The organism is Arthrobacter sp. NQ4, assembly GCF_029077345.1.
Classification (GTDB): Bacteria; Actinomycetota; Actinomycetes; order Actinomycetales; family Micrococcaceae; genus Arthrobacter.
Map to the genome: position 1 here is coordinate 18,227 of NZ_JARETC010000003.1, position 17,710 is coordinate 35,936.

Consider the following 17,710-nt stretch of genomic DNA (forward strand, 5'->3'; position numbering starts at 1 on the left):
GTGGAGCCAGCCAGCATCATCCGGGACGGTGCAGGAGCCGGCGGCCGGGACCAGGAGTCCGGGGACGCCGGCCACAGCGTTGCCGTTTTCTTGCCTCAGCTGGCCGGGGCTCCCGCGGCGCCGCCGGCCCGGACCCTCATTGATGTGCTGCAGGACACGGCCGCCCGGTTTCCTGACGCCTCGGCACTGGATGACGGCCGCACGTCGCTCGGTTACGCCCAATTGCTGGACGAGGTCCGTGCCACGGGACGCCGGCTCCACCTCGCCGGCCTGGGCGCCGGCGACAGGATTGGCGTGCGGATCCCCTCCGGGACCAACGAACTGTATGTCTCCATCCTTGCCATCCTCCTGGTGGGCGCAGCCTACGTTCCCGTGGATGCGGACGATCCCGCAGAACGGGCCCGGCTCGTGTTTGGCGAAGCCCGGGTGGCAGCCGTCCTGGGGGCCGGGGGCTCCGTCGGGCCGGGGCCGGCAGGTGCGGCACGCAGCGGTCCATTCAAGGGCGCGCGCCTGCCCGGACCCGGGGACGACGCCTGGATCATCTTCACGTCGGGGTCCACCGGAACACCCAAGGGGGTGGCCGTCCAGCACCGCTCGGCCGCAGCCTTCGTCGATGCGGAGGCCCGGCTTTTCCTCCAGGATGATCCGCTCGGCCCGCAGGACCGCGTCCTGGCCGGCCTTTCGGTTGCCTTCGACGCCTCCTGCGAGGAAATGTGGCTCGCCTGGCGCCACGGCGCCTGCCTGGTACCCGCACCGCGCGCCTTGGTCCGCACCGGCATGGACCTCGGCCCCTGGCTGATCAACCACGCAATCACCGCCGTTTCCACGGTGCCCACGCTCGCAGCCCTGTGGCCCGCCGAATCCCTCGAAAACGTCCGGCTCCTGATCTTCGGCGGCGAGGCCTGCCCGCCGGAACTCGCCGACCGCCTGGCCGTGGAGGGCCGGGAGGTCTGGAACACGTACGGCCCCACGGAAGCAACGGTGGTGGCGTGCGCGGCGCCGCTGGGCGGCCCTGGACCAATACGGATCGGACTGCCCCTGGACGGTTGGGACCTTGCCGTTGTCGATGCCGCGGGTGTCCCGGTGCCCGAGGGCGGAACGGGTGAACTGATTATCGGCGGGGTGGGGCTGGCACGGTACCTGGATCCGACCAAGGACGCGGAAAAGTACGCGCCCATGCCCAGCCTGGGGTGGGAGCGGGCTTACCGCTCGGGGGACCTCGTGCGGTTCGAACAGGCGGGCCTGATCTTCCAGGGCCGCGCGGACGACCAGGTCAAGCTGGGCGGCCGCCGGATCGAACTCGGTGAGATCGACGCAGCCATGCAGGCCCTCCCCGGGGTGGCCGGCGCGGCAGCCGCCGTGCAGACCACCGCCGCAGGCAACCACATCCTGGTGGGCTACCTTGCCCCCGCACCGGGCCACGACATGGACCTGGGTGCCGCACGGGAACAGCTGGCGGCAAGCCTTCCGGCGGCGCTGGTGCCATTGTTGACGACAGTTGACTCGCTGCCCACCAAGACCAGCGGAAAAGTGGACCGGCACGCCCTGCGGTGGCCCCTGGCGGGTGCAGGCGCCGCAGAGGCGGATGCCGCTCCGCTGAACCTTCCGGATGATGCCGCGTGGGTGGTGGAACAGTGGAGCAGCGTGCTGGGCAGCCCCGTCACATCGCTGGACGCCGACTTCTTCGCCTACGGCGGCGGTTCGCTGTCCGCCGCCCAGCTGGTCTCCGCGCTGAGGGTCCGCTACCCCACCATCACGGTGGCCGATGTTTACGCGACGCCGAGGGTGGGGGCACTGGTGGAGCTGGCGCGGCAGGTCAACCAATCCGGGGACTCCGTTCCTGCGCGGGAGCGGACGGTCCGGCCTACTGCCAGGAAGTCGCAGGTCTTCCAGACACTGATGGGTGTGCCGCTGCACATCCTGGTGGGCATGCGGTGGCTGACCTACCTCATGGCAATCAACAACCTGTTGGCCGGACTCGCCGGATTTACTGCTGCACCGACCATTTCGTGGTGGTGGGTGGCAGCGTCCTGGCTGGTGTTCGTCAGCCCGGCCGGGCGCATGCTGCTGTCCATCGCAGCCGCGAGGGTCCTCCTCCGCGGCGTCAGGCCAGGCATCTATCCCCGGTCCGGGCGGGTCCACCTGCGGTTGTGGCTGGCGGAACAGATCCAGGACCTGGCAGGGGCCATCAGCCTCGCCAGTGCGCCCTGGGTGCCGTACTACGCCCGGGCGCTGGGGGCGAAGATCGGCAGGGACGTCCAGCTTCATTCGCTGCCGCCTGTCACGGGGCTGCTGACGCTCGGCAGCGGAGCCAACGTGGAACCGGAGGTGGACCTGTCAGGCTGGTGGATCGACGGCGACGACGTTCACATTGGGGCCATCCGCATTGGCCGCGGTGCCAGCGTGGGTGCACGCAGCACGCTGATGCCCGGCGCCTCGATTGGGGCCGGGGCGCAGGTGGAAGCCGGTTCCGCGGTTCTGGGGAAGGTGAAGGCAGGCCAATTGGCCGCAGGTTCACCGGCCCGCCGGCAGGGCAAGGCCAAACACAGCGTGCCACATGCCCCGCCCCAGGGCAGGTTTGCCACACGTGCGTGGTTTGCCGGATTTTCCCTGGCGTCTGCGTGCCTGTCCTTCATTCCGTACCTGTCTGCTGCCGCCGCGCTGTGGGTCGCGTTCACCTTCGTCCAGGGCAGTACGTCCCTGACCGGGGCCCTCCCCCGGCTGCTGGCGGCCCTTGCTCCGGCATCGCTGGTGTGGTTCGCCACGAACGCCGTCCTGGTGCTGGTTGCCACGCGGCTCCTCTCCATCGGGATCACGGAGGGCTACTACCGGATCCGCAGCCGGGTGGGGTGGCAGATCTGGGCCACCGAGCGGGTGCTGGACCTGGCCAGGGACCTGCTTTTCCCCATCTACGCGAGCCTGTTCACGCCGGTGTGGCTGCGCCTGCTGGGCGCGAAGGTCGGTAAGAACGTCGAGGCCTCCACCGTGCTGCTGATACCGAAGATGACCACCGTGGGCGAGGGCGCCTTCCTCGCCGATGACACCATGGTGGCCTCCTACGAGCTCGACGGCGGCTGGCTGCGGGTGGCACCGGCGAAGATCGGCAAAAGGTCCTTCCTGGGCAATTCGGGCATGACCGCCGCGGGACGCAGCGTTCCCAAGAACTCACTCGTGGCCGTCCTGTCCGCCACACCGGCGAAGGCAAAATCCGGCACCTCCTGGCTGGGAAGCCCGCCCGTCCGGTTGCGGCGGACCGCGATCGCCTCCGACGATTCGCGCACTTTCCAGCCCCCGGCGCGGCTGAAAGTCGCCCGCACCCTGTGGGAACTGGGCCGCTTTCTGCCGGTCATGCTCACGGTCGCCATCGCGGCCGGCACCATGCTGGCCTTCGACTGGATCGCAGCAACCTGGGGCTACGCCGCCGCCGCCCTGCTCACCGGCGTCGTGATGCTGCTGGCGGGCCTCGTGGCGGCAGGGGCGTCCGTCGCCGCGAAATGGGTGCTGGTGGGGCGGATCCGGCCCGGCGAACATCCACTGTGGAGCTCCTTTATCTGGCGGAACGAAGTGGTGGACAGCTTCATCGAACTGGTCACGGCGCCGTGGTTCGCCCGGGCAGCATCGGGCACCCCCGCGCTGGTCTGGTGGCTGCGGGCGCTCGGGGCGAAAATTGGCAGCGGCACGTGGTGCGAGAGCTACTGGCTGCCTGAAGCCGACCTGGTGGCCCTTGGCAGGAATTCCACGGTCAACCGGGGCTGCGTGGTGCAGACGCACCTGTTCCACGACCGTGTGATGAGCATTGACGCTGTTACGCTCGAGGACGGGGCCACCATGGGCCCGCACGGGGTCATCCTTCCCCAGGCCAGCATCGGCGCCGGCGGAACGGTGGGGCCGGCATCCTTGGTGATGCGCGGCGAGGCAGTGCCCGCCGCGACGTACTGGATGGGTAACCCGGTCAGCCCATGGAGCGGGCCCGGATCGCCGTCTGCCACCTAACCGAAGGTCCCATGAGTTCTTCAGCATCAGCCGCCCGGGGCAGCATTCCCGCAGCCACCGGAACCTCCCCGGACCCGTACCTGCCCGGTGCCGGGACAAACGCCTTCCGCGTCGAGAGGTACGAACTGGACCTGGACTACCGGGTGGCCAGCAACCGGCTCAGCGGCAAAGCGGTGCTGCACGGCGTCACCTGCGCTCCGACGTCGGCCATTGTCCTGGACCTCGTTGGCCTGCGCGCCACCAAGGTCCTGCTCGACGGCCGCAAACCGCTCCGGTTCAGCCAGCGGGCCGGGCAGCTGGTCGTCACCTCGCAAGCCCCCTTCGAACCGGAACAGCCCTTCACCCTGGAGGTGCGCTATGAGGGCAACCCGCGGCCGCGGCGCGGCCCCTGGGGCGAGGTGGGCTGGGAGGAACTGACGGACGGTGTCCTGGTGGCCGGGCAACCCAACGGTGCCCCCTCCTGGTTCCCCTGCAACGACCACTCCGGGGACAAGGCCAGCTACCGGTTCACGGTCACCACTGAAGCGAACTACCGGGTGGTGTGCAACGGCGTACTGCAATCGCATACGGCCCGCGCCAGCCGGGAAACCTGGGTCTACGAACAGGCGGAGCCGATGGCCGCCTATCTTGCGACCGTCCAGATTGGCAGGTACGTGCCGTTGGATCTGGACGCCGGACGGCACGGGGCCCCGGTTCCGCAGTCCGTGGCGGTCTCCCACGCCTTGGCGGACCGTGCCAGGACAGGACTGGCCCGGCAACCGGCAATGATGCGCACCTTCAGCAACTGCTTTGGCCCTTATCCGTTTCCCGCGTACACGGTGGTGGTGACCGAGGACGAACTGGAAATCCCGCTTGAGGCGCAGTCGATGGCAATCCTGGGTCCCAACCACCTGGGCCTGGACTGGGAGTCCCAGCGCCTGATCGCCCATGAGCTGTCGCATCAGTGGTTTGGCAATTCCCTGACCGCTGCGGGGTGGCAGGACATCTGGCTGCACGAGGGCTTCGCCTGCTATGCCGAGTGGATCTGGTCCGAGGAAGCCGGTGTCATGCCCGTGGCGGAGCGGGCCGCGGCGGCCTGGCACCGGTTGCAGGCGGAGGACCAGGACATCCTGGTGGGTGATCCCGGTCCCGAGCGGATGTTCGATGACCGCGTGTACAAGCGGGGCGCCCTGGCCCTGCACGCCGTCCGGATGGCCGTGGGCGACCTCGCCTTTTTCGCCGTCCTGCAGGACTGGACAGCCGGTCACAGGCACGGCTCGGTCACGACGCAGGACTTCATCGTGGCGGTCAGCAGCGCCACAGCTGTCGATGCGGAGCCGCTGCTGCACCCCTGGCTTTACGAGGAGCCGCTGCCGCCGCTTCCGCTGGCCTGAACGGGTCCGGAAAGTGCGACGGCGGCGGCCAGGTGTGCGGGCAGCCCGGTTTCAGCAGGGCCCAGGTCCCGCAGGCCGGGACGCCCGCTGACGTCCACGGTGGACGGCGCAGTCCGGAGTCCGTCACCGGTCATTTTCAGCCAGGCTTCCTTGCGTGCCCAGAGCCTGGCCCTCGCCGCCGGCAGCAGCTCCACCCTGACGTTCCGGAGGTTCCGGCGCTCCGCAGGCGTCAGGGCAAGCCTGTCGAACCCGTCAAAGCCGGTACGGGACGGATCCTCGATGTCGGCGCCCAGCCGCGTTCCCGGCGAGGCGTCCACCACAGCCACCAACAATGTCCAGCCCGCTGCCCGGGACAAGCTCAGTGCCAGCGGCACAGGGGCACCCCGATAGCTGTATCCCGGCCGGCCGTGGCCCACCCCGGGGCCGGTCCCGCACTGTGGGCAGCTGTAGGCCACGGTGAGGTCTGCGGCGGGAAGTGAGAGCAGCTCCGGGGCGAGCCTCCGCTGCGCCAGCCGGCCGGCCAGAAAAGCAATGCCGGCGGCTGGCGGCAAAGCCTTGGCCCGCGCCAGCTCGACGCTGTCCAGGAGGCCTTCGGCCTCCTCCTGCATCCCGCTGTCTTTCCCGGACAGCAGGAAGGGCGGGATGGCGCGCACTTCGCATTGCGCCATGACCCGCCCTTCCCGAAATGCCTGGAGGAAACCTACCGCTGGACAGCTCCGAAGCGTTCGGCAGCCAGCGCCACTGCGCCTTCACGCGCCGCCGAGGCCTCGTCAGCGGTCAGGGTGCGGTCGGCGGCCCGGAAGCGGAGCCCGAAGGCCAGCGACTTCTTGCCGTCCTCGATGCCCTTGCCTGCGTAAACGTCGAACAGCGCCACGTCTTCCAGCAGCTCTCCGGCGCCTTCGCGCAGGGCGGCAAGGACGTCGTCTGCCGGCACGTCGGCCGGGACCACGAGCGCCACGTCCTGGGTGGCCACCGGGAACGTGGAAATGTGGCGGGCCACAATCACGTCCGGCGCGGCCTCGAACAGGGCATCGGCATCAAGTTCCAGTGCCACCGAACGGGCGGGCATGTCCGAGGCGGCCAGCAGCTTGGGGTGCAGTTCGCCGGCGTAGCCAACGGTCTCCCCCGTGCGCAGCGCCAGCCGGGCGGTGCGGCCGGGGTGGAACGCCTGGTGGCTGCCCTGGCTGACCACCAGGTCCACGCCCAGCACGTCGCCGGCAAGCCGGGCCACGTCCAGGGCGTCGGCCCAGTCCCACACCCGGGGCGTGTGGGACGCGGCGGCCGGGGAATCGTGGCCGGTGAGGACTGCCGCGATGTGGAACGGCTGGTTCGGGACGCCGTCGTACAAAGCGTCAAGAACCTCATCGGCAGGCTTGGCACCCAGCGGCGGGATGGAGGCTGTGCCCACCGTCCCCTCGGGCAGGAACACCAGGCCGGATTCGAACAGGGCCAGGTCCCGGAAGCCACGGGAGTGGTTGCGCTTGGCCACCTCGATCAGTCCGGGCAGGATGGACGTGCGCAGGTAGCCGTGCTCCTCGCTGATCGGGTTGGCCAGCTTGAGGGCGGTCCGCGCCCCTCCTTCGTCAGCCACGCCGAAGGTGTCGTTGGCCGCCTTGGAGACGAACGGGTAGGACAGGACCTCGGTGAGTCCGGCGTCGGCCAGTGCCTGGATGAGGCGGCGGCGCTGCTGCTGGACACGGGTGAGGCCGCGGCCCGGAGGGGCGACCGGCAGCGTGGCGGGGATCTTGTCGTAGCCCACCAGCCGGGCGATTTCCTCGGTCAGGTCTTCCTTGGTCTCCAGATCGCTCCGCCAGCTCGGCGGCGTCACCGTCCACCCGGCGTCGTGCTTTGCAACCACGGCGCCCAGGTCCTCAAGCGAGGTGACGATCTGGTCTTCGGTGAAGTCGATGCCAATACGTGCGGCAGCGAAGCCTGCGGGCAAATCGATGGTGATGGTTTCCGGGGCGGTCCCGACGTCGGTGCCGGCTTCGTCGGCAGTGCCGCCGGCCAGTTCCACCAGGAGGTCCACCACGCGCTGGCCGGCGATGCCCGCCACCTGCCAGTCCACGCCGCGTTCGAAGCGCTTGGACGCCTCGGACGGCAGCTTGTGCCTGCGCCGGGACCTGCCGATGGACACGTCGTCAAAGTGCGCCGCCTCAACCAGGATGTTCGACGTCGAATCGCTCACCTCGGTGGCCGCACCGCCCATGACGCCTGCGATGCCGATGGCGCCGGAGTCGTCGGTGATGAGCAGGTCCTCGGCGTCAAGGGTGCGTTCCTTGCCGTCCAGGGTGGTGATCTTCTCCCCTGCGGCGGCGCGGCGCACCACGATGTCGCCGGAGAGCTTGTCCAGGTCATAGCAGTGCGTGGGCTGGCCCAGTTCGAGCATGACGTAGTTGGAGATGTCCACCGGCAGCGAGATGGAGCGGATGCCGGCGAGCCGGAGCCGGGAGACCATCCATGGCGGGGTGGGACGGGTGGCGTCCACGCCCCTGACGGTGCGGGCCACGAACCGGTCGCAGCCGGCCTTGCCGTAGATCGGGGCGTCGTCGTTGAGCTTGACGCCGTAACCGCCGGAAAGTTCGGCCGGCGCCTGGACCCTGGAGGCGGGATCCGTGAAGGCGGTGCCGGTGGCGTGCGCGTATTCGCGGGCCACGCCGCGGATGGAGAAGGCGTAGCCGCGGTCCGGGGTGACGTTGATTTCGGCTGCCTGGTCGTACAGGCCCAGGAGCTCCATGGCGTCGGTACCCACCTCAGGGTCCAGCCCGATGCGGGACAGCACCAGGATGCCGTCATGGTCCTCGCCGATGCCCAGTTCGCGGACCGAGGCGATCATGCCGGCGGAAAGGTGGCCGTACGTCTTGCGGGCGGAGATGCGGAAGTCGCCGGGCAGCACGGCGCCCGGAAGCGTGACCACCACTTTGTCGCCCTCAACGAAGTTGTGCGCGCCGCAGATGATGCCCTGGACGCCGGACGGGTCGATGCCGTCCCCGGTGAGGGTCTGTTCCTTGCCTTCGGGGACTACGCGGACCTGGCACCAGTTGATGGTCTTGCCGTTGGTCTGCGGTTCCTTGACCAGGCTCAGGACCTGGCCCACCACCACGGGGCCCTGGAGGGTGTCCGTGGGACGGTGGACGGCTTCTTCTTCAAAGCCGACCTTGACCAGTTCTTCCATGACGTCTTCGGCCGTTGCTCCGGCCGGTACTGCTGCGAATTCCCGCAGCCAGGAAAGTGGGATACGCACTGTTAGATCTCCATCCCGAAGTGCTCGCTGAACCGTACATCGCCTTCGATCATGTCGTGCATGTCGGCAACCTCGTTGCGGAACATGAGGGCACGCTCGATGCCCATGCCGAAGGCAAAACCTGAATAGACGTCCGGGTCGATGCCCGCAGCGCGCAGGACGTTGGGGTTGACCATGCCGCAGCCGCCCCACTCGATCCAGCGCGGGCCGCCCTTGGCGCCGGGGTGGAAGATGTCCAGCTCGGCGGAGGGCTCGGTGAACGGGAAGTAGTTGGGGCGCAGGCGGACCTTCGCCTCCTCGCCGAACATTTGCCGGGTGAAGTGCTCCAGGGTGCCCAGCAGGTCCGCCATGGACAGGCCCTTGTCGATGGCAAGGCCCTCAAACTGGTGGAACACCGGGGTGTGGGTGGCGTCCAGCTCATCGGTGCGGAACACCTTGCCCGGGCACAGCACGTAGATGGGCACCTCACGCTCGAGCATGGAGCGGACCTGCACCGGGGAGGTGTGGGTGCGCATCAGCAGGTGGGCTTCGGGCGGCTCCACGAAGAAGGTGTCCTGCATTTCGCGGGCCGGGTGGTCCGGCTTGAAGTTCAGGGCGTCGAAGTTGAACCACTCGGATTCCACCTCGGGGCCTTCGGCGATCTCCCAGCCCATTCCCACGAAGATGTCCGCCACGCGGTCCTGCAGGGTGGACAGCGGGTGGCGCGCACCGGCGCGGCGGCGGCGGGGGGCAGCGGTGACGTCCACGGTCTCCTCAACCAGGATCCGGGCATCATTCTCGGCTTCGAGTACCTCGGTCCGGTCGGCGAGCGCCTTGTTGACCCGGCCGCGGGAAGCACCCATCAGCTTTCCGGCGAGCGCCTTCTGGTCCTTGGGGAGGCGGCCGATTTCCCGGTTGGCCAGGCTAAGCGGCGATTTTTCGCCGCTGTGGGCGAGGCGCACCGCCTTCAGCTCGTCAAGGGTGGCCGCACCGGCGATGGCGGTGATGGCCTGGTCTACAGCGGCGTTGATGGCGGCCTCATCCGTGGGGTTCGGGATGGCGGCGCCCGGCAAAGTTTCAGTCATCTACTGTTCTTAGCTACGAGTCGTGGCTGCCTGCGGCCGGGGCAGCCCTGCGCGGTTTCCCGCCCGGTGCCTCCGTCGCTGGCAGGTCATGGATGAATGCGCTGAACGTCAGTGTCATTCAATGACCAGGTCAGGGCTCGCCGGCAGGACCGGCGGCCACTGCCCTCCAGTCTAGTAGAACCCTCCGGTTACCATGGCCTCATGACGTTGCGGCAGCACGCAGGTTCGGTGAATGGCCCGACGACGGCCCAGCGGCTCAGGCGGGCAGCAAACCTCCTCAACGGGAGCACCCTGGCCGGGCTCGCCGTCGCCCTGGCCGCCCGGACCCGGATCAGCCGGGGGCCGCGCGGCCTGATCATTGCGGCCGGCTACCGCTGGCGGCTGCCTTTCGCCGGCGCCTTCACCCTGGGCAACGTGGTGCTGTGCCGCAGCACGGCTGCGGACCTGCTGTCCCGGCCTGCGCTCCTGGGACACGAGGAACGGCATTGCAGCCAGTACGCGTGGTGCCTGGGGCTGCCCTTCATCCCCTTGTACCTGGCAGCCGCCGGCTGGTCCGTGCTGCGCACCGGCAATCCGGGGACGGCGAACATCTTCGAGCGGCGGGCAGGCCTTGCCGCCGGCGGTTACCCACTCCGGGCGGCGAGGCAGCCGTGACGGGCCAGGACCCGCAGGACCGCCGGGATCCTGGGGCCATCACCGTCACGGGGACTGGATGGGCGGAGGCCGCACCGGACCTGATGCTTGTTTCCATAGGCATGGAGTGCCGCGCCGAATCGGTGGCGGAAGCCTACGCGGCAGCAGGCAGGGACCTGGCGGCAGTTGGAGCGGCCCTCCGCAGCCGGGGCGTTTCCCCGGACGATATCCGCTCGGCCGGCCTGGCCGTCCGAGCGGACCTCGCCTGGCGGGACGGTGAGGGCCAGCGGCTTGTGGGCTACATTGCCTCCAGCAGCCTCGCGGTCAGGCTGCGGGACCTCGGCAGCGCGGCGGCCACAGTTTCAGCAGCCGTCCACACCGCCGGGGACAATGTCCGCCTGAACAGCCTGCAGCTGGTCCTTTCGGACGACTCAGTGGTCCGGGCGCAGGCGCGTGACGCGGCCTGGCAGGACGCGCTGGGTTCCGCTGCGCAGTATGCCGCACTGGCCTCGGCCGGCCTGGGCCGGGTCCTGTCCGTCACCGACCAGCGCCCGGCGCCGGGACCGGTACCGTTTGCCGGGCTGCAGCGGGCATCCGCCACGGAAGGTCCACAGGTTGAGCCGGGCCTGAACCGGGTGGAGGCAGCCGTCACCGTCACATGGGAACTGCGGCCCTAGCCCCGATGGCGCCTGGAGCCGTATGGGCCGCGTCGAGGCATAGTTTCCAGTGGCTTCGACTGCGTGGCGCCTTGACTTAAATTCGAACATGTTTTCGAATGGGTCCCATGAGATGGGAAGCGCAAGCACTGGTGCCCACGCCGGAAACCGCAGGAGGACCCGGTCCCGCGCTGCTTCCGCTGGCCGGGCTGGTCCGCTCGGTCACCACCCCCGAGTTCGCCGGGATCACGTTCCACGAGGTCACCGCAAAATCGGTGCTCAACAGGGTCCCGGCGGGATCGAAGATGCCTTTCGAGTGGACAGTGAATCCCTACCGCGGCTGCAGCCACGCCTGCGTTTACTGCTTTGCCCGCAAGAGCCACACCTACCTTGACTTCGACGCCGGCATGGATTTCGACAGCCAGGTGGTGGTGAAGGTCAACGCCGCGGAAGTCCTCCGGAAGGAACTGAACAAGGCCTCATGGACGCGCCAGCAGGTGGCGCTGGGCACCAACACCGACCCCTACCAGCGGGCCGAGGGCAGGTACCGGCTCATGCCTGGCATCATCAATGCCCTGGCGGAGTCCGGCACTCCCCTGTCCATCCTCACCAAAGGGACGCTGCTGGCACGGGACATCCCGCTGCTCAAGAGTGCTGCCGCGCAGGTGCCGGTAGGGCTTGGCATCTCCCTGGCCATGACCGACGAAGCCCTCTCCGAGGCGATCGAGCCCGGCACCCCGGGGCCCAGGGCCCGGCTCAAACTGGTGTCCCGGCTGCGCGAAGCCGGGCTGCCCTGCGGCGTCATGGCGATGCCCATCCTGCCGTGGCTCTCGGACAGCGATGAAGCCCTGGATGCGCTGTTCGGTTCCCTGGCGGCCGCCGGCGCAACCGGAGTCAGCGCGGGCGCGCTGTACCTGAAGCCGGGCACCAGGGAATGGTTCATGAAGTGGATCGCCGCCAACCATCCCGAACTGGCCGGCCGCTACCGGCGGCTCTACGGGACCGGCTCCTACGCGTCCAAGGAATACCGGACGTGGCTTGCCGGCAAGGTCCGCTATTTCAAGGCACGCCACGGCTTTTCGCATTCCTCCGGCTTCAGCCACCGGGACCTCAACAACAGGGACCTCGACAACCGGGACGTGGATGATCCACGCGCCGAGGAAGCGGAGTATCCGGCGGGGAGCATTCCGGCTGCAGCGCCCGGAGGTCCCACGGCTGCTTCAGCGTCGCCGTCCGCGGTGCAGGATTCCTTGTTCTGAGCAGCCTGGATTATCAGGCGTGGGCCCGGCCCTTCCCCGGCACCAGTGCGTCCACTGACTCCAGGAGGGCACGCACAATCGGGTAATCGGCCGGAATCCACGGCAGCCCCAGGACTGCTTCGCTGTCCTGCAGCCGGATCCAGCGCAGTTCGTCATGGTCTTCCAAAGGTGCGGGATCGCCACGGGTCACCTCGGCGAACCAGACCCTCATGCTGGCCCGGTCGTTCAGGGGCCATCCGGCCGGTGTTTCCGCCGGCAGCTCTGCCCCCAGCCGCACCCCGATTCCCAGCTCCTCGGCCAGTTCCCGTACCAGTGCCGCTTCGGGCGCCTCGCCGTGTTCCACCTTGCCTCCGGGGAACTCCCACAGCCCGGCGAGGTGCTCCGGAGCGCTCCGCCTCGCCACCAGCAGTGCCGTTGGATTGGCAAGGCTGTCCACCACGGCTCCGCCCACTACCTGAATCAGTCCAGTCACCGGCCCATTCTATGGGCCACAATGGGAACAGCCCGGATCAGCATTTCCCGTCCCAGGGAATAGGGCCTGCCCGCCCGGGGTTGGCCTCACTGTCCGGATTCCTGCCCCATTGCCGTGGCGTCCCGTCCCAGTTCCAGTTCCAGTTCCACTTTTTGAAAAGCAGGCATATGAGCAGCGTCCTTTCCCCGTCCACGGCAGCCCGCACCAAGACCCCCAACGTCGGCATGGCCATCTTTGCCCTGGCCATGGGCGGGGTGGGCATCGGCGTCACCGAGTTCACCATGATGGGCCTGCTGAAGGAAGTGGAACAGGGCCTGGGGATCAGTACTCCAGAGGCCGGGCACCTGATCTCCGCCTACGCACTGGGAGTCGTGGTAGGCGCTCCGCTCCTTGCCGCCGTCGGCGCCAGGCTGCCCCGCAAGAAACTGGCACTGGGCCTCCTGCTGTTCTTCACCGTGGCCAACCTGACCTCGTTCATAGCCCCTGACTACGGGACGATGCTCGTGTCCCGCTTTGCCGCCGGGCTGCCCCACGGGGCGTTCTTCGGAGTTGCTGCCGTCATCGCTGCATCCCTGGTTCCCCCCACCCGGCGGGGCTGGGCCATCTCCATGGTCATGGCCGGGCTCAGTGTCTCCAACGTGGTGGGCGTCCCGTTCGCCACCTGGCTGGGCCAAACCTTCGGGTGGCGCCTGCTGTTTGTCCTGGTGGGCGCCATCGGCCTGGTGGCCCTGGCCATGGTGTGGAAGTTCGTCCCGTTCCAGCAGGCCCACCCCGATGCCAGCATCCGTCGCGAACTTGGCGCCCTCAAGCGGCTACAGGTCTGGTTGGCCCTCCTGGTGGGCATCGTGGGCTTCGGCGGCTTCTTCGCCACCTACACCTATATCGCGCACACCATGACGGCCGTGGCCGGCATCCCGTCGGGGCTGCTCCCCCTGGTGGTGGCCCTGTACGGACTGGGGATGGTGGCCGGCAACATCGTGGGTGGCAGGTTGGCCGACAAATCGGTAATGGGCACCCTCTACCGGGTCCTCCCGGCCATTGCCGTGGCCCTGGTGGTTTACGCGGTGGCAGCCCACTGGCAGTGGAGCGCCATGGTGATGGTGTTCGTGGTGGGAGCTTCCGGTTCCATGCTGATCCCCGCCCTGCAGACCCGGCTCCTCGACGCCTCCCCGGATGCACCGTCGCTGGCATCTTCCCTCAACCATGCCGCCCTCAACGTCGCCAACGCACTCGGCGCGTTCCTTGGTGGAGTGGTCATCGCCCTCGGGTGGGGCTTCGTTGCCCCGGCACTCGTCGGCGCCGTCCTGGCCGTCCTCGGTTTCGGCGTCGCCCTCCTCAGCGGCCTGCTGGAACGGAAGAGGCCGCTGGCGGGCTAAGCCGTGGCCCACTGCGCGCCCCGCGGCCACGGCCCCTGAAACTTCCCGCCGATACACGCTCCTAACGATGCGGCAACGCCCTTTTTGGGGCTACTGACTTTGCGGGGTGCTTATGTTAGCTTGAGGCTCATCGGGACTATTAATCCCGGTCACAATGAGGAGGAGACATGGGTTTTCTTGCTTGGATTATTCTGGGCCTGATTGTCGGGGCCATCGTTAAAGCCGTTATGCCCGGACGGGTCGGCGGCGGCTGGGTTACCAGCCTCATCCTGGGTGTCGTTGGAGCCATCGTTGGCGGCTGGATTGGCAGCCTCCTGTTCAACAAGGGCGATCTTGCCTTCTTCGACCTCGGCACCTGGATTCTCGCTATCGTCGGCGGCCTGGTTGTCGCCGGCATCTACGGAGCCGTCACCGGACGCGGAAAAGCCAGCCGCGCTCCCTGATAACTCTGTCCAGCAACAACCATCGGGCCCCGGATTTCCGGGGCCTTTCTTTGTGCCCGGCAACAATGCTGCTCCGCGGATGTGCATGCGGGCACCGGGAGTGCGGCCGGGCGCGGGCCGCCGGCCGCCGTCGTGCTCCCCTTACCCGGCGCTGACCTGCCCGGCGGCAGTATCGGGGCGGCGCTGGGATCGGGCGCTGGCGTAGAGGCACACGGTAGCTGCGGTTCCAAGGTTGAGGCTTTCGGCCGCGCCGTACACCGGGACCGCCACCCGGTGGTCGGCCAGTTCAAGCTCCTCATCCGAGAGTCCCTGGGCCTCATTCCCAAAGAACCAGGCGGTCGGCGCAGCGAGGTCAAAGGCGGATTCAGGGCCGTCCCCGGTGAGCCTGCGCCGCGCGTTCTCGTCCTGCAGGACATCCAGGTCCAGCTGCCCGTAACCGTCGGCAGCGAGGACGCCGATGCCCCGGGCCTTGCAAGCGGCAGCCAGTTCCGCGGGATCTGCGGCCAGGACGACCGGAAGATGGAACAGCGACCCTGCGGTGGAGCGGACCGCCTTGGGATTGTAGATATCCACGCTGGACGCTGTGAAAATGACGGCGTCGGCACCGGCCGAATCGGCCGCACGCAGCACGGTTCCTGCATTTCCCGGGTCCCGGACCTGGCACAGCACGGCAATCAGGCGCGGGCCGGCGTCGAGCACGTCCGCCAGCTCAACGTCCACGAACCTGCAGACGGCCACGATTCCCTGCGGGTTGACGGTGTCCGCCATGGCCGCCAGGACCTCATCGGTGGCCAGCCGGGCGTTGGTGCCTTCGGCGAGCTCTTCGAATTCGGGGAAGCGGTCCAGGCAGCTTTCGCTGGCGAATACCTCGGTAACCACTCCGGGCGCTCCCGCCGCGAGGCGCTGCTGGTGGAGCTTGAGGGCTTCCCGGACCGCCTGCGGCCCCTCGGCAAGGAACTGGCCACGCTTTAAACGGGCCGGGCGCCCTGCAAGCTTTGCCACGTCCCTGACCCGATCGGCTCGGGGGTTGGACAGTGGAAGATCTTGCGGGCGCCCGGTTTCGTTCATACAAGAACTGTAGTAGCTGACGCTTCCAGTTCCTGAACTGGCCCCTCAGCCGAGGGGCGGCAGCGGCTGCTAGGCTGCGGCAACCTTCTTGGCGGAGGTGTCTGCCGGCAGGGAGTCCTTGGCCACCTGGACCAGTGCAGCGAAGGCGTTGGCGTCAGAAACGGCAAGCTCGGCCAGCATGCGGCGGTCAACCTCGACCTCAGCGGCCTTCAGGCCCTGGATGAGGCGGTTGTAGGTGAGGCCGTTGGCGCGGGACGCAGCGTTGATGCGCTGGATCCACAGGCGGCGGAAGTCGCCCTTCTTCTTCTTGCGGTCACCGTAGCTGTACACAAACGAGTGCAGCAGCTGTTCCTTGGCCTTGCGGTACAGGCGCGAACGCTGTCCGCGGTAACCCTTCGCCCGTTCAAGAACAACCCGGCGCTTCTTGTGGGCGTTGACCGCCCTCTTCACACGTGCCACGTGCGTACTCCTTCGAAAATCTGATCCCAAGCATCTGTTGCCGGTGTTCCGGCGGCCTGAGAAGGCTGTTTGGCAGGTGACGGACCACCGGTGGGCGGTCCATCAATAAACTTGGAAACTAGATGCCGAGCATCTTCCGGATGACCTTGGCGTCGCCCTTGAAGACGATCTTGTCGCCGGCAAGGCGGCGGGTCAGGCGGCTGGACTTGTGCTCCAGGTAGTGGCGGCGGTTGGCCTGCTGGCGGCGCAGCTTGCCGCTGCCGGTCAGCTTGAACCGCTTCTTAGCACCACTGTGGGTCTTCATCTTCGGCATGGGAACCGATCTCCTAACGTTTCTGCGGACCCGGGGGCCGGCAGTTCTATCGCGCAGCCACCCCTGCGGGCAGCATGCTGGTTGCTGACTGCCGGGGACACGCCCCGACAGCTGTGAACTAGTTGGTCTTCTTACCGGCCGGCTTCGGCACTGCCTTGGGGGCAGGGCGGGCAGCAGGCTTCGGTGCAGCAGGCCTGGCCACCGGCTTCGGCGGCGCAGGCACACCAGCCGGCTTCGGCGCCGACGGTGCGGCCGCTTCCGGCTTGGCGGCAACTGCAGGCTGGGGCGCCGGAGCGGCGGCCTTCGGTGCAGCAGCCTTGGGAGCGGCGGCCTTCGGGGCTTCCTGCTTCGGAGCTTCCTGCTTCGGAGCGGGAGCCTTGGGGGCTTCGGCCTTCGGGGCTTCCTGCTTTGGAGCTTCCTGCTTCGGAGCGGGGGCCTTGGGGGCTTCCTGCTCAGGAGCGGCAGCAGGGGCTTCAGCCGGGGCGCTGTCCGCGGCCGGTGCCTCCGGTTCAGTGGAGACGGTGAAGCCTTCCGGCAGGAGGTCCGCCAGTGACTGGGTCATGGGGGCCTGGTCCTCGCCGGAGGTGTCAACCCGTCCCGCAGCCTTGGCTTCGTTCTGGGCCTTGGCCTCGGCGCGCTGGGTTGCCCGGCGTGCTTCCGCCTTGGCCTCAGCCTTGTTCTTCAGCGGACCAACCACCATGACCATGTTGCGGCCGTCGATACGGGGGCTGGACTCCACCACGCCGACTTCGGCGACGTCGTCCGCGAAGCGCTGGAGCAGGCGGATGCCCATCTCCGGACGCTGCTGCTCACGGCCACGGAACTGGATCATGGCCTTGACCTTGTCCCCGGCGCCGAGGAAGCGCAGGGCGTGGCCGCGCTTGGTCTCGTAGTCGTGGGTGTCGATCTTCAGGCGGAAGCGGATTTCCTTCAGAACCGTGTTCGTCTGGTTCTTCCGGGCCTCACGTGCCTTGACTGCGGCCTCGTACTTGTACTTGCCGAAGTCCATCAGCTTGCACACCGGAGGCTTCGCCTGAGGTGCAACTTCAACGAGATCAAGGTCGGACTCGGCAGCCAGGCGCAGGGCATCCTCAATACGGACGATTCCTACCTGTTCACCTGCAGGGCCGACCAGCCGCACCTCGGGGACGCGGATACGCTCATTGATTCTTGGCTCGCTAATGTTAAAGCTCCTGTGTTTGTTGTTGAGTCCGGCAAATGAAGAAGGCCCCCAATTGCCGGAGCAATCGAAGGCCTCAAAGAGGTTGGACCGGCAACCCCGCAAAGGGCTGCACGCGCACGGTCCCGGCAAATGCCGGCCCATGCCCAACCAGGTACCCGGCAACCTTGCGTCCCT

General features: G+C 68.1%; 15 protein-coding genes. 7 read left to right on the forward strand and 8 right to left on the reverse strand.

From position 1 onward, the window contains the following. Window positions 1-90: 90 nt before the first annotated feature. Window positions 91-3,993 (forward strand): Pls/PosA family non-ribosomal peptide synthetase, encoded by a 3,903-nt coding sequence (locus tag PUN51_RS06535; RefSeq protein WP_275180496.1) that lies wholly within the window; start codon window positions 91-93, stop codon window positions 3,991-3,993. An 11-nt stretch (window positions 3,994-4,004) separates the two neighbouring features. Continuing rightward, window positions 4,005-5,366 carry a M1 family metallopeptidase gene (locus PUN51_RS06540; RefSeq protein ID WP_275180297.1) on the forward strand — a complete coding sequence of 454 codons (1,362 nt, stop codon included), beginning with the start codon at window positions 4,005-4,007 and terminating at the stop codon, window positions 5,364-5,366. Here the strand turns inward: PUN51_RS06540 and PUN51_RS06545 are convergent. The 3 genes from PUN51_RS06545 to pheS are packed head-to-tail and all read right to left on the reverse strand — an operon-like array spanning window position 5,330 to window position 9,674. Next, window positions 5,330-6,034 (reverse strand): 4'-phosphopantetheinyl transferase family protein, encoded by a 705-nt coding sequence (locus PUN51_RS06545; RefSeq protein WP_275180298.1) that lies wholly within the window; start codon window positions 6,032-6,034, stop codon window positions 5,330-5,332. The genes PUN51_RS06540 and PUN51_RS06545 overlap by 37 nt on opposite strands. A 32-nt stretch (window positions 6,035-6,066) precedes the next feature. Beyond that, entirely contained in the window at window positions 6,067-8,610 is a 2,544-nt protein-coding gene (pheT, locus tag PUN51_RS06550) for a phenylalanine--tRNA ligase subunit beta (RefSeq protein WP_275180299.1), read from the reverse strand. Between the two features lie 2 nt (window positions 8,611-8,612). After that, on the reverse strand, window positions 8,613-9,674 hold the full coding sequence (gene pheS / locus PUN51_RS06555) for a phenylalanine--tRNA ligase subunit alpha (RefSeq protein WP_159632306.1): 1,062 nt from the start codon (window positions 9,672-9,674) through the stop codon (window positions 8,613-8,615). Between the two features lie 201 nt (window positions 9,675-9,875). Here pheS and PUN51_RS06560 point away from each other — a divergent pair, with 201 nt between their 5' ends. The 3 genes from PUN51_RS06560 (at window position 9,876) to PUN51_RS06570 (ending at window position 12,222) form a co-directional block, all read left to right on the forward strand. Continuing rightward, window positions 9,876-10,328, forward strand: coding sequence for a hypothetical protein (locus PUN51_RS06560; RefSeq protein WP_159632307.1), 453 nt, complete (start codon window positions 9,876-9,878; stop codon window positions 10,326-10,328). Further along, on the forward strand, window positions 10,325-10,984 hold the full coding sequence (locus PUN51_RS06565) for an SIMPL domain-containing protein (RefSeq protein ID WP_268891542.1): 660 nt from the start codon (window positions 10,325-10,327) through the stop codon (window positions 10,982-10,984). Before PUN51_RS06560 ends, PUN51_RS06565 begins: the two co-directional genes overlap by 4 nt. Window positions 10,985-11,091: 107 nt before the next feature. Then, window positions 11,092-12,222: an Rv2578c family radical SAM protein gene (locus PUN51_RS06570; protein ID WP_159632308.1), complete on the forward strand. Its 1,131-nt coding sequence runs from the start codon at window positions 11,092-11,094 to the stop codon at window positions 12,220-12,222. Window positions 12,223-12,235: 13 nt separating this feature from the next. Here the strand turns inward: PUN51_RS06570 and PUN51_RS06575 are convergent, their stop codons facing one another. After that, complete coding sequence (locus PUN51_RS06575) at window positions 12,236-12,694, reverse strand: (deoxy)nucleoside triphosphate pyrophosphohydrolase (protein ID WP_275180300.1); 459 nt, start codon at window positions 12,692-12,694, stop codon at window positions 12,236-12,238. 167 nt (window positions 12,695-12,861) lie between these two features. On the opposite strand from PUN51_RS06575, the gene PUN51_RS06580 reads away from it, so the two are divergent. Beyond that, on the forward strand, window positions 12,862-14,070 hold the full coding sequence (locus PUN51_RS06580) for an MFS transporter (RefSeq protein ID WP_224025622.1): 1,209 nt from the start codon (window positions 12,862-12,864) through the stop codon (window positions 14,068-14,070). 167 nt (window positions 14,071-14,237) lie between these two features. Beyond that, a complete protein-coding gene (locus tag PUN51_RS06585; protein WP_159632311.1) occupies window positions 14,238-14,513 on the forward strand; it encodes a GlsB/YeaQ/YmgE family stress response membrane protein in 276 nt (91 codons plus the stop codon). A 141-nt stretch (window positions 14,514-14,654) separates the two neighbouring features. Here the strand turns inward: PUN51_RS06585 and PUN51_RS06590 are convergent, their stop codons facing one another. The 4 genes from PUN51_RS06590 to infC all read right to left on the reverse strand — a co-directional run bounded on the left by PUN51_RS06590 (window position 14,655) and on the right by infC (window position 17,494). Then, a complete protein-coding gene (locus tag PUN51_RS06590; protein WP_275180301.1) occupies window positions 14,655-15,581 on the reverse strand; it encodes a TrmH family RNA methyltransferase in 927 nt (308 codons plus the stop codon). 69 nt (window positions 15,582-15,650) lie between these two features. Further along, window positions 15,651-16,040: a 50S ribosomal protein L20 gene (gene rplT, locus PUN51_RS06595; RefSeq protein ID WP_018763610.1), complete on the reverse strand. Its 390-nt coding sequence runs from the start codon at window positions 16,038-16,040 to the stop codon at window positions 15,651-15,653. Window positions 16,041-16,158: 118 nt separating this feature from the next. Continuing rightward, entirely contained in the window at window positions 16,159-16,353 is a 195-nt protein-coding gene (rpmI, locus tag PUN51_RS06600; protein WP_009358635.1) for a 50S ribosomal protein L35, read from the reverse strand. Window positions 16,354-16,471: 118 nt separating this feature from the next. Next, a complete protein-coding gene (gene infC / locus PUN51_RS06605; protein WP_374114917.1) occupies window positions 16,472-17,494 on the reverse strand; it encodes a translation initiation factor IF-3 in 1,023 nt (340 codons plus the stop codon). Window positions 17,495-17,710: the final 216 nt, after the last annotated feature.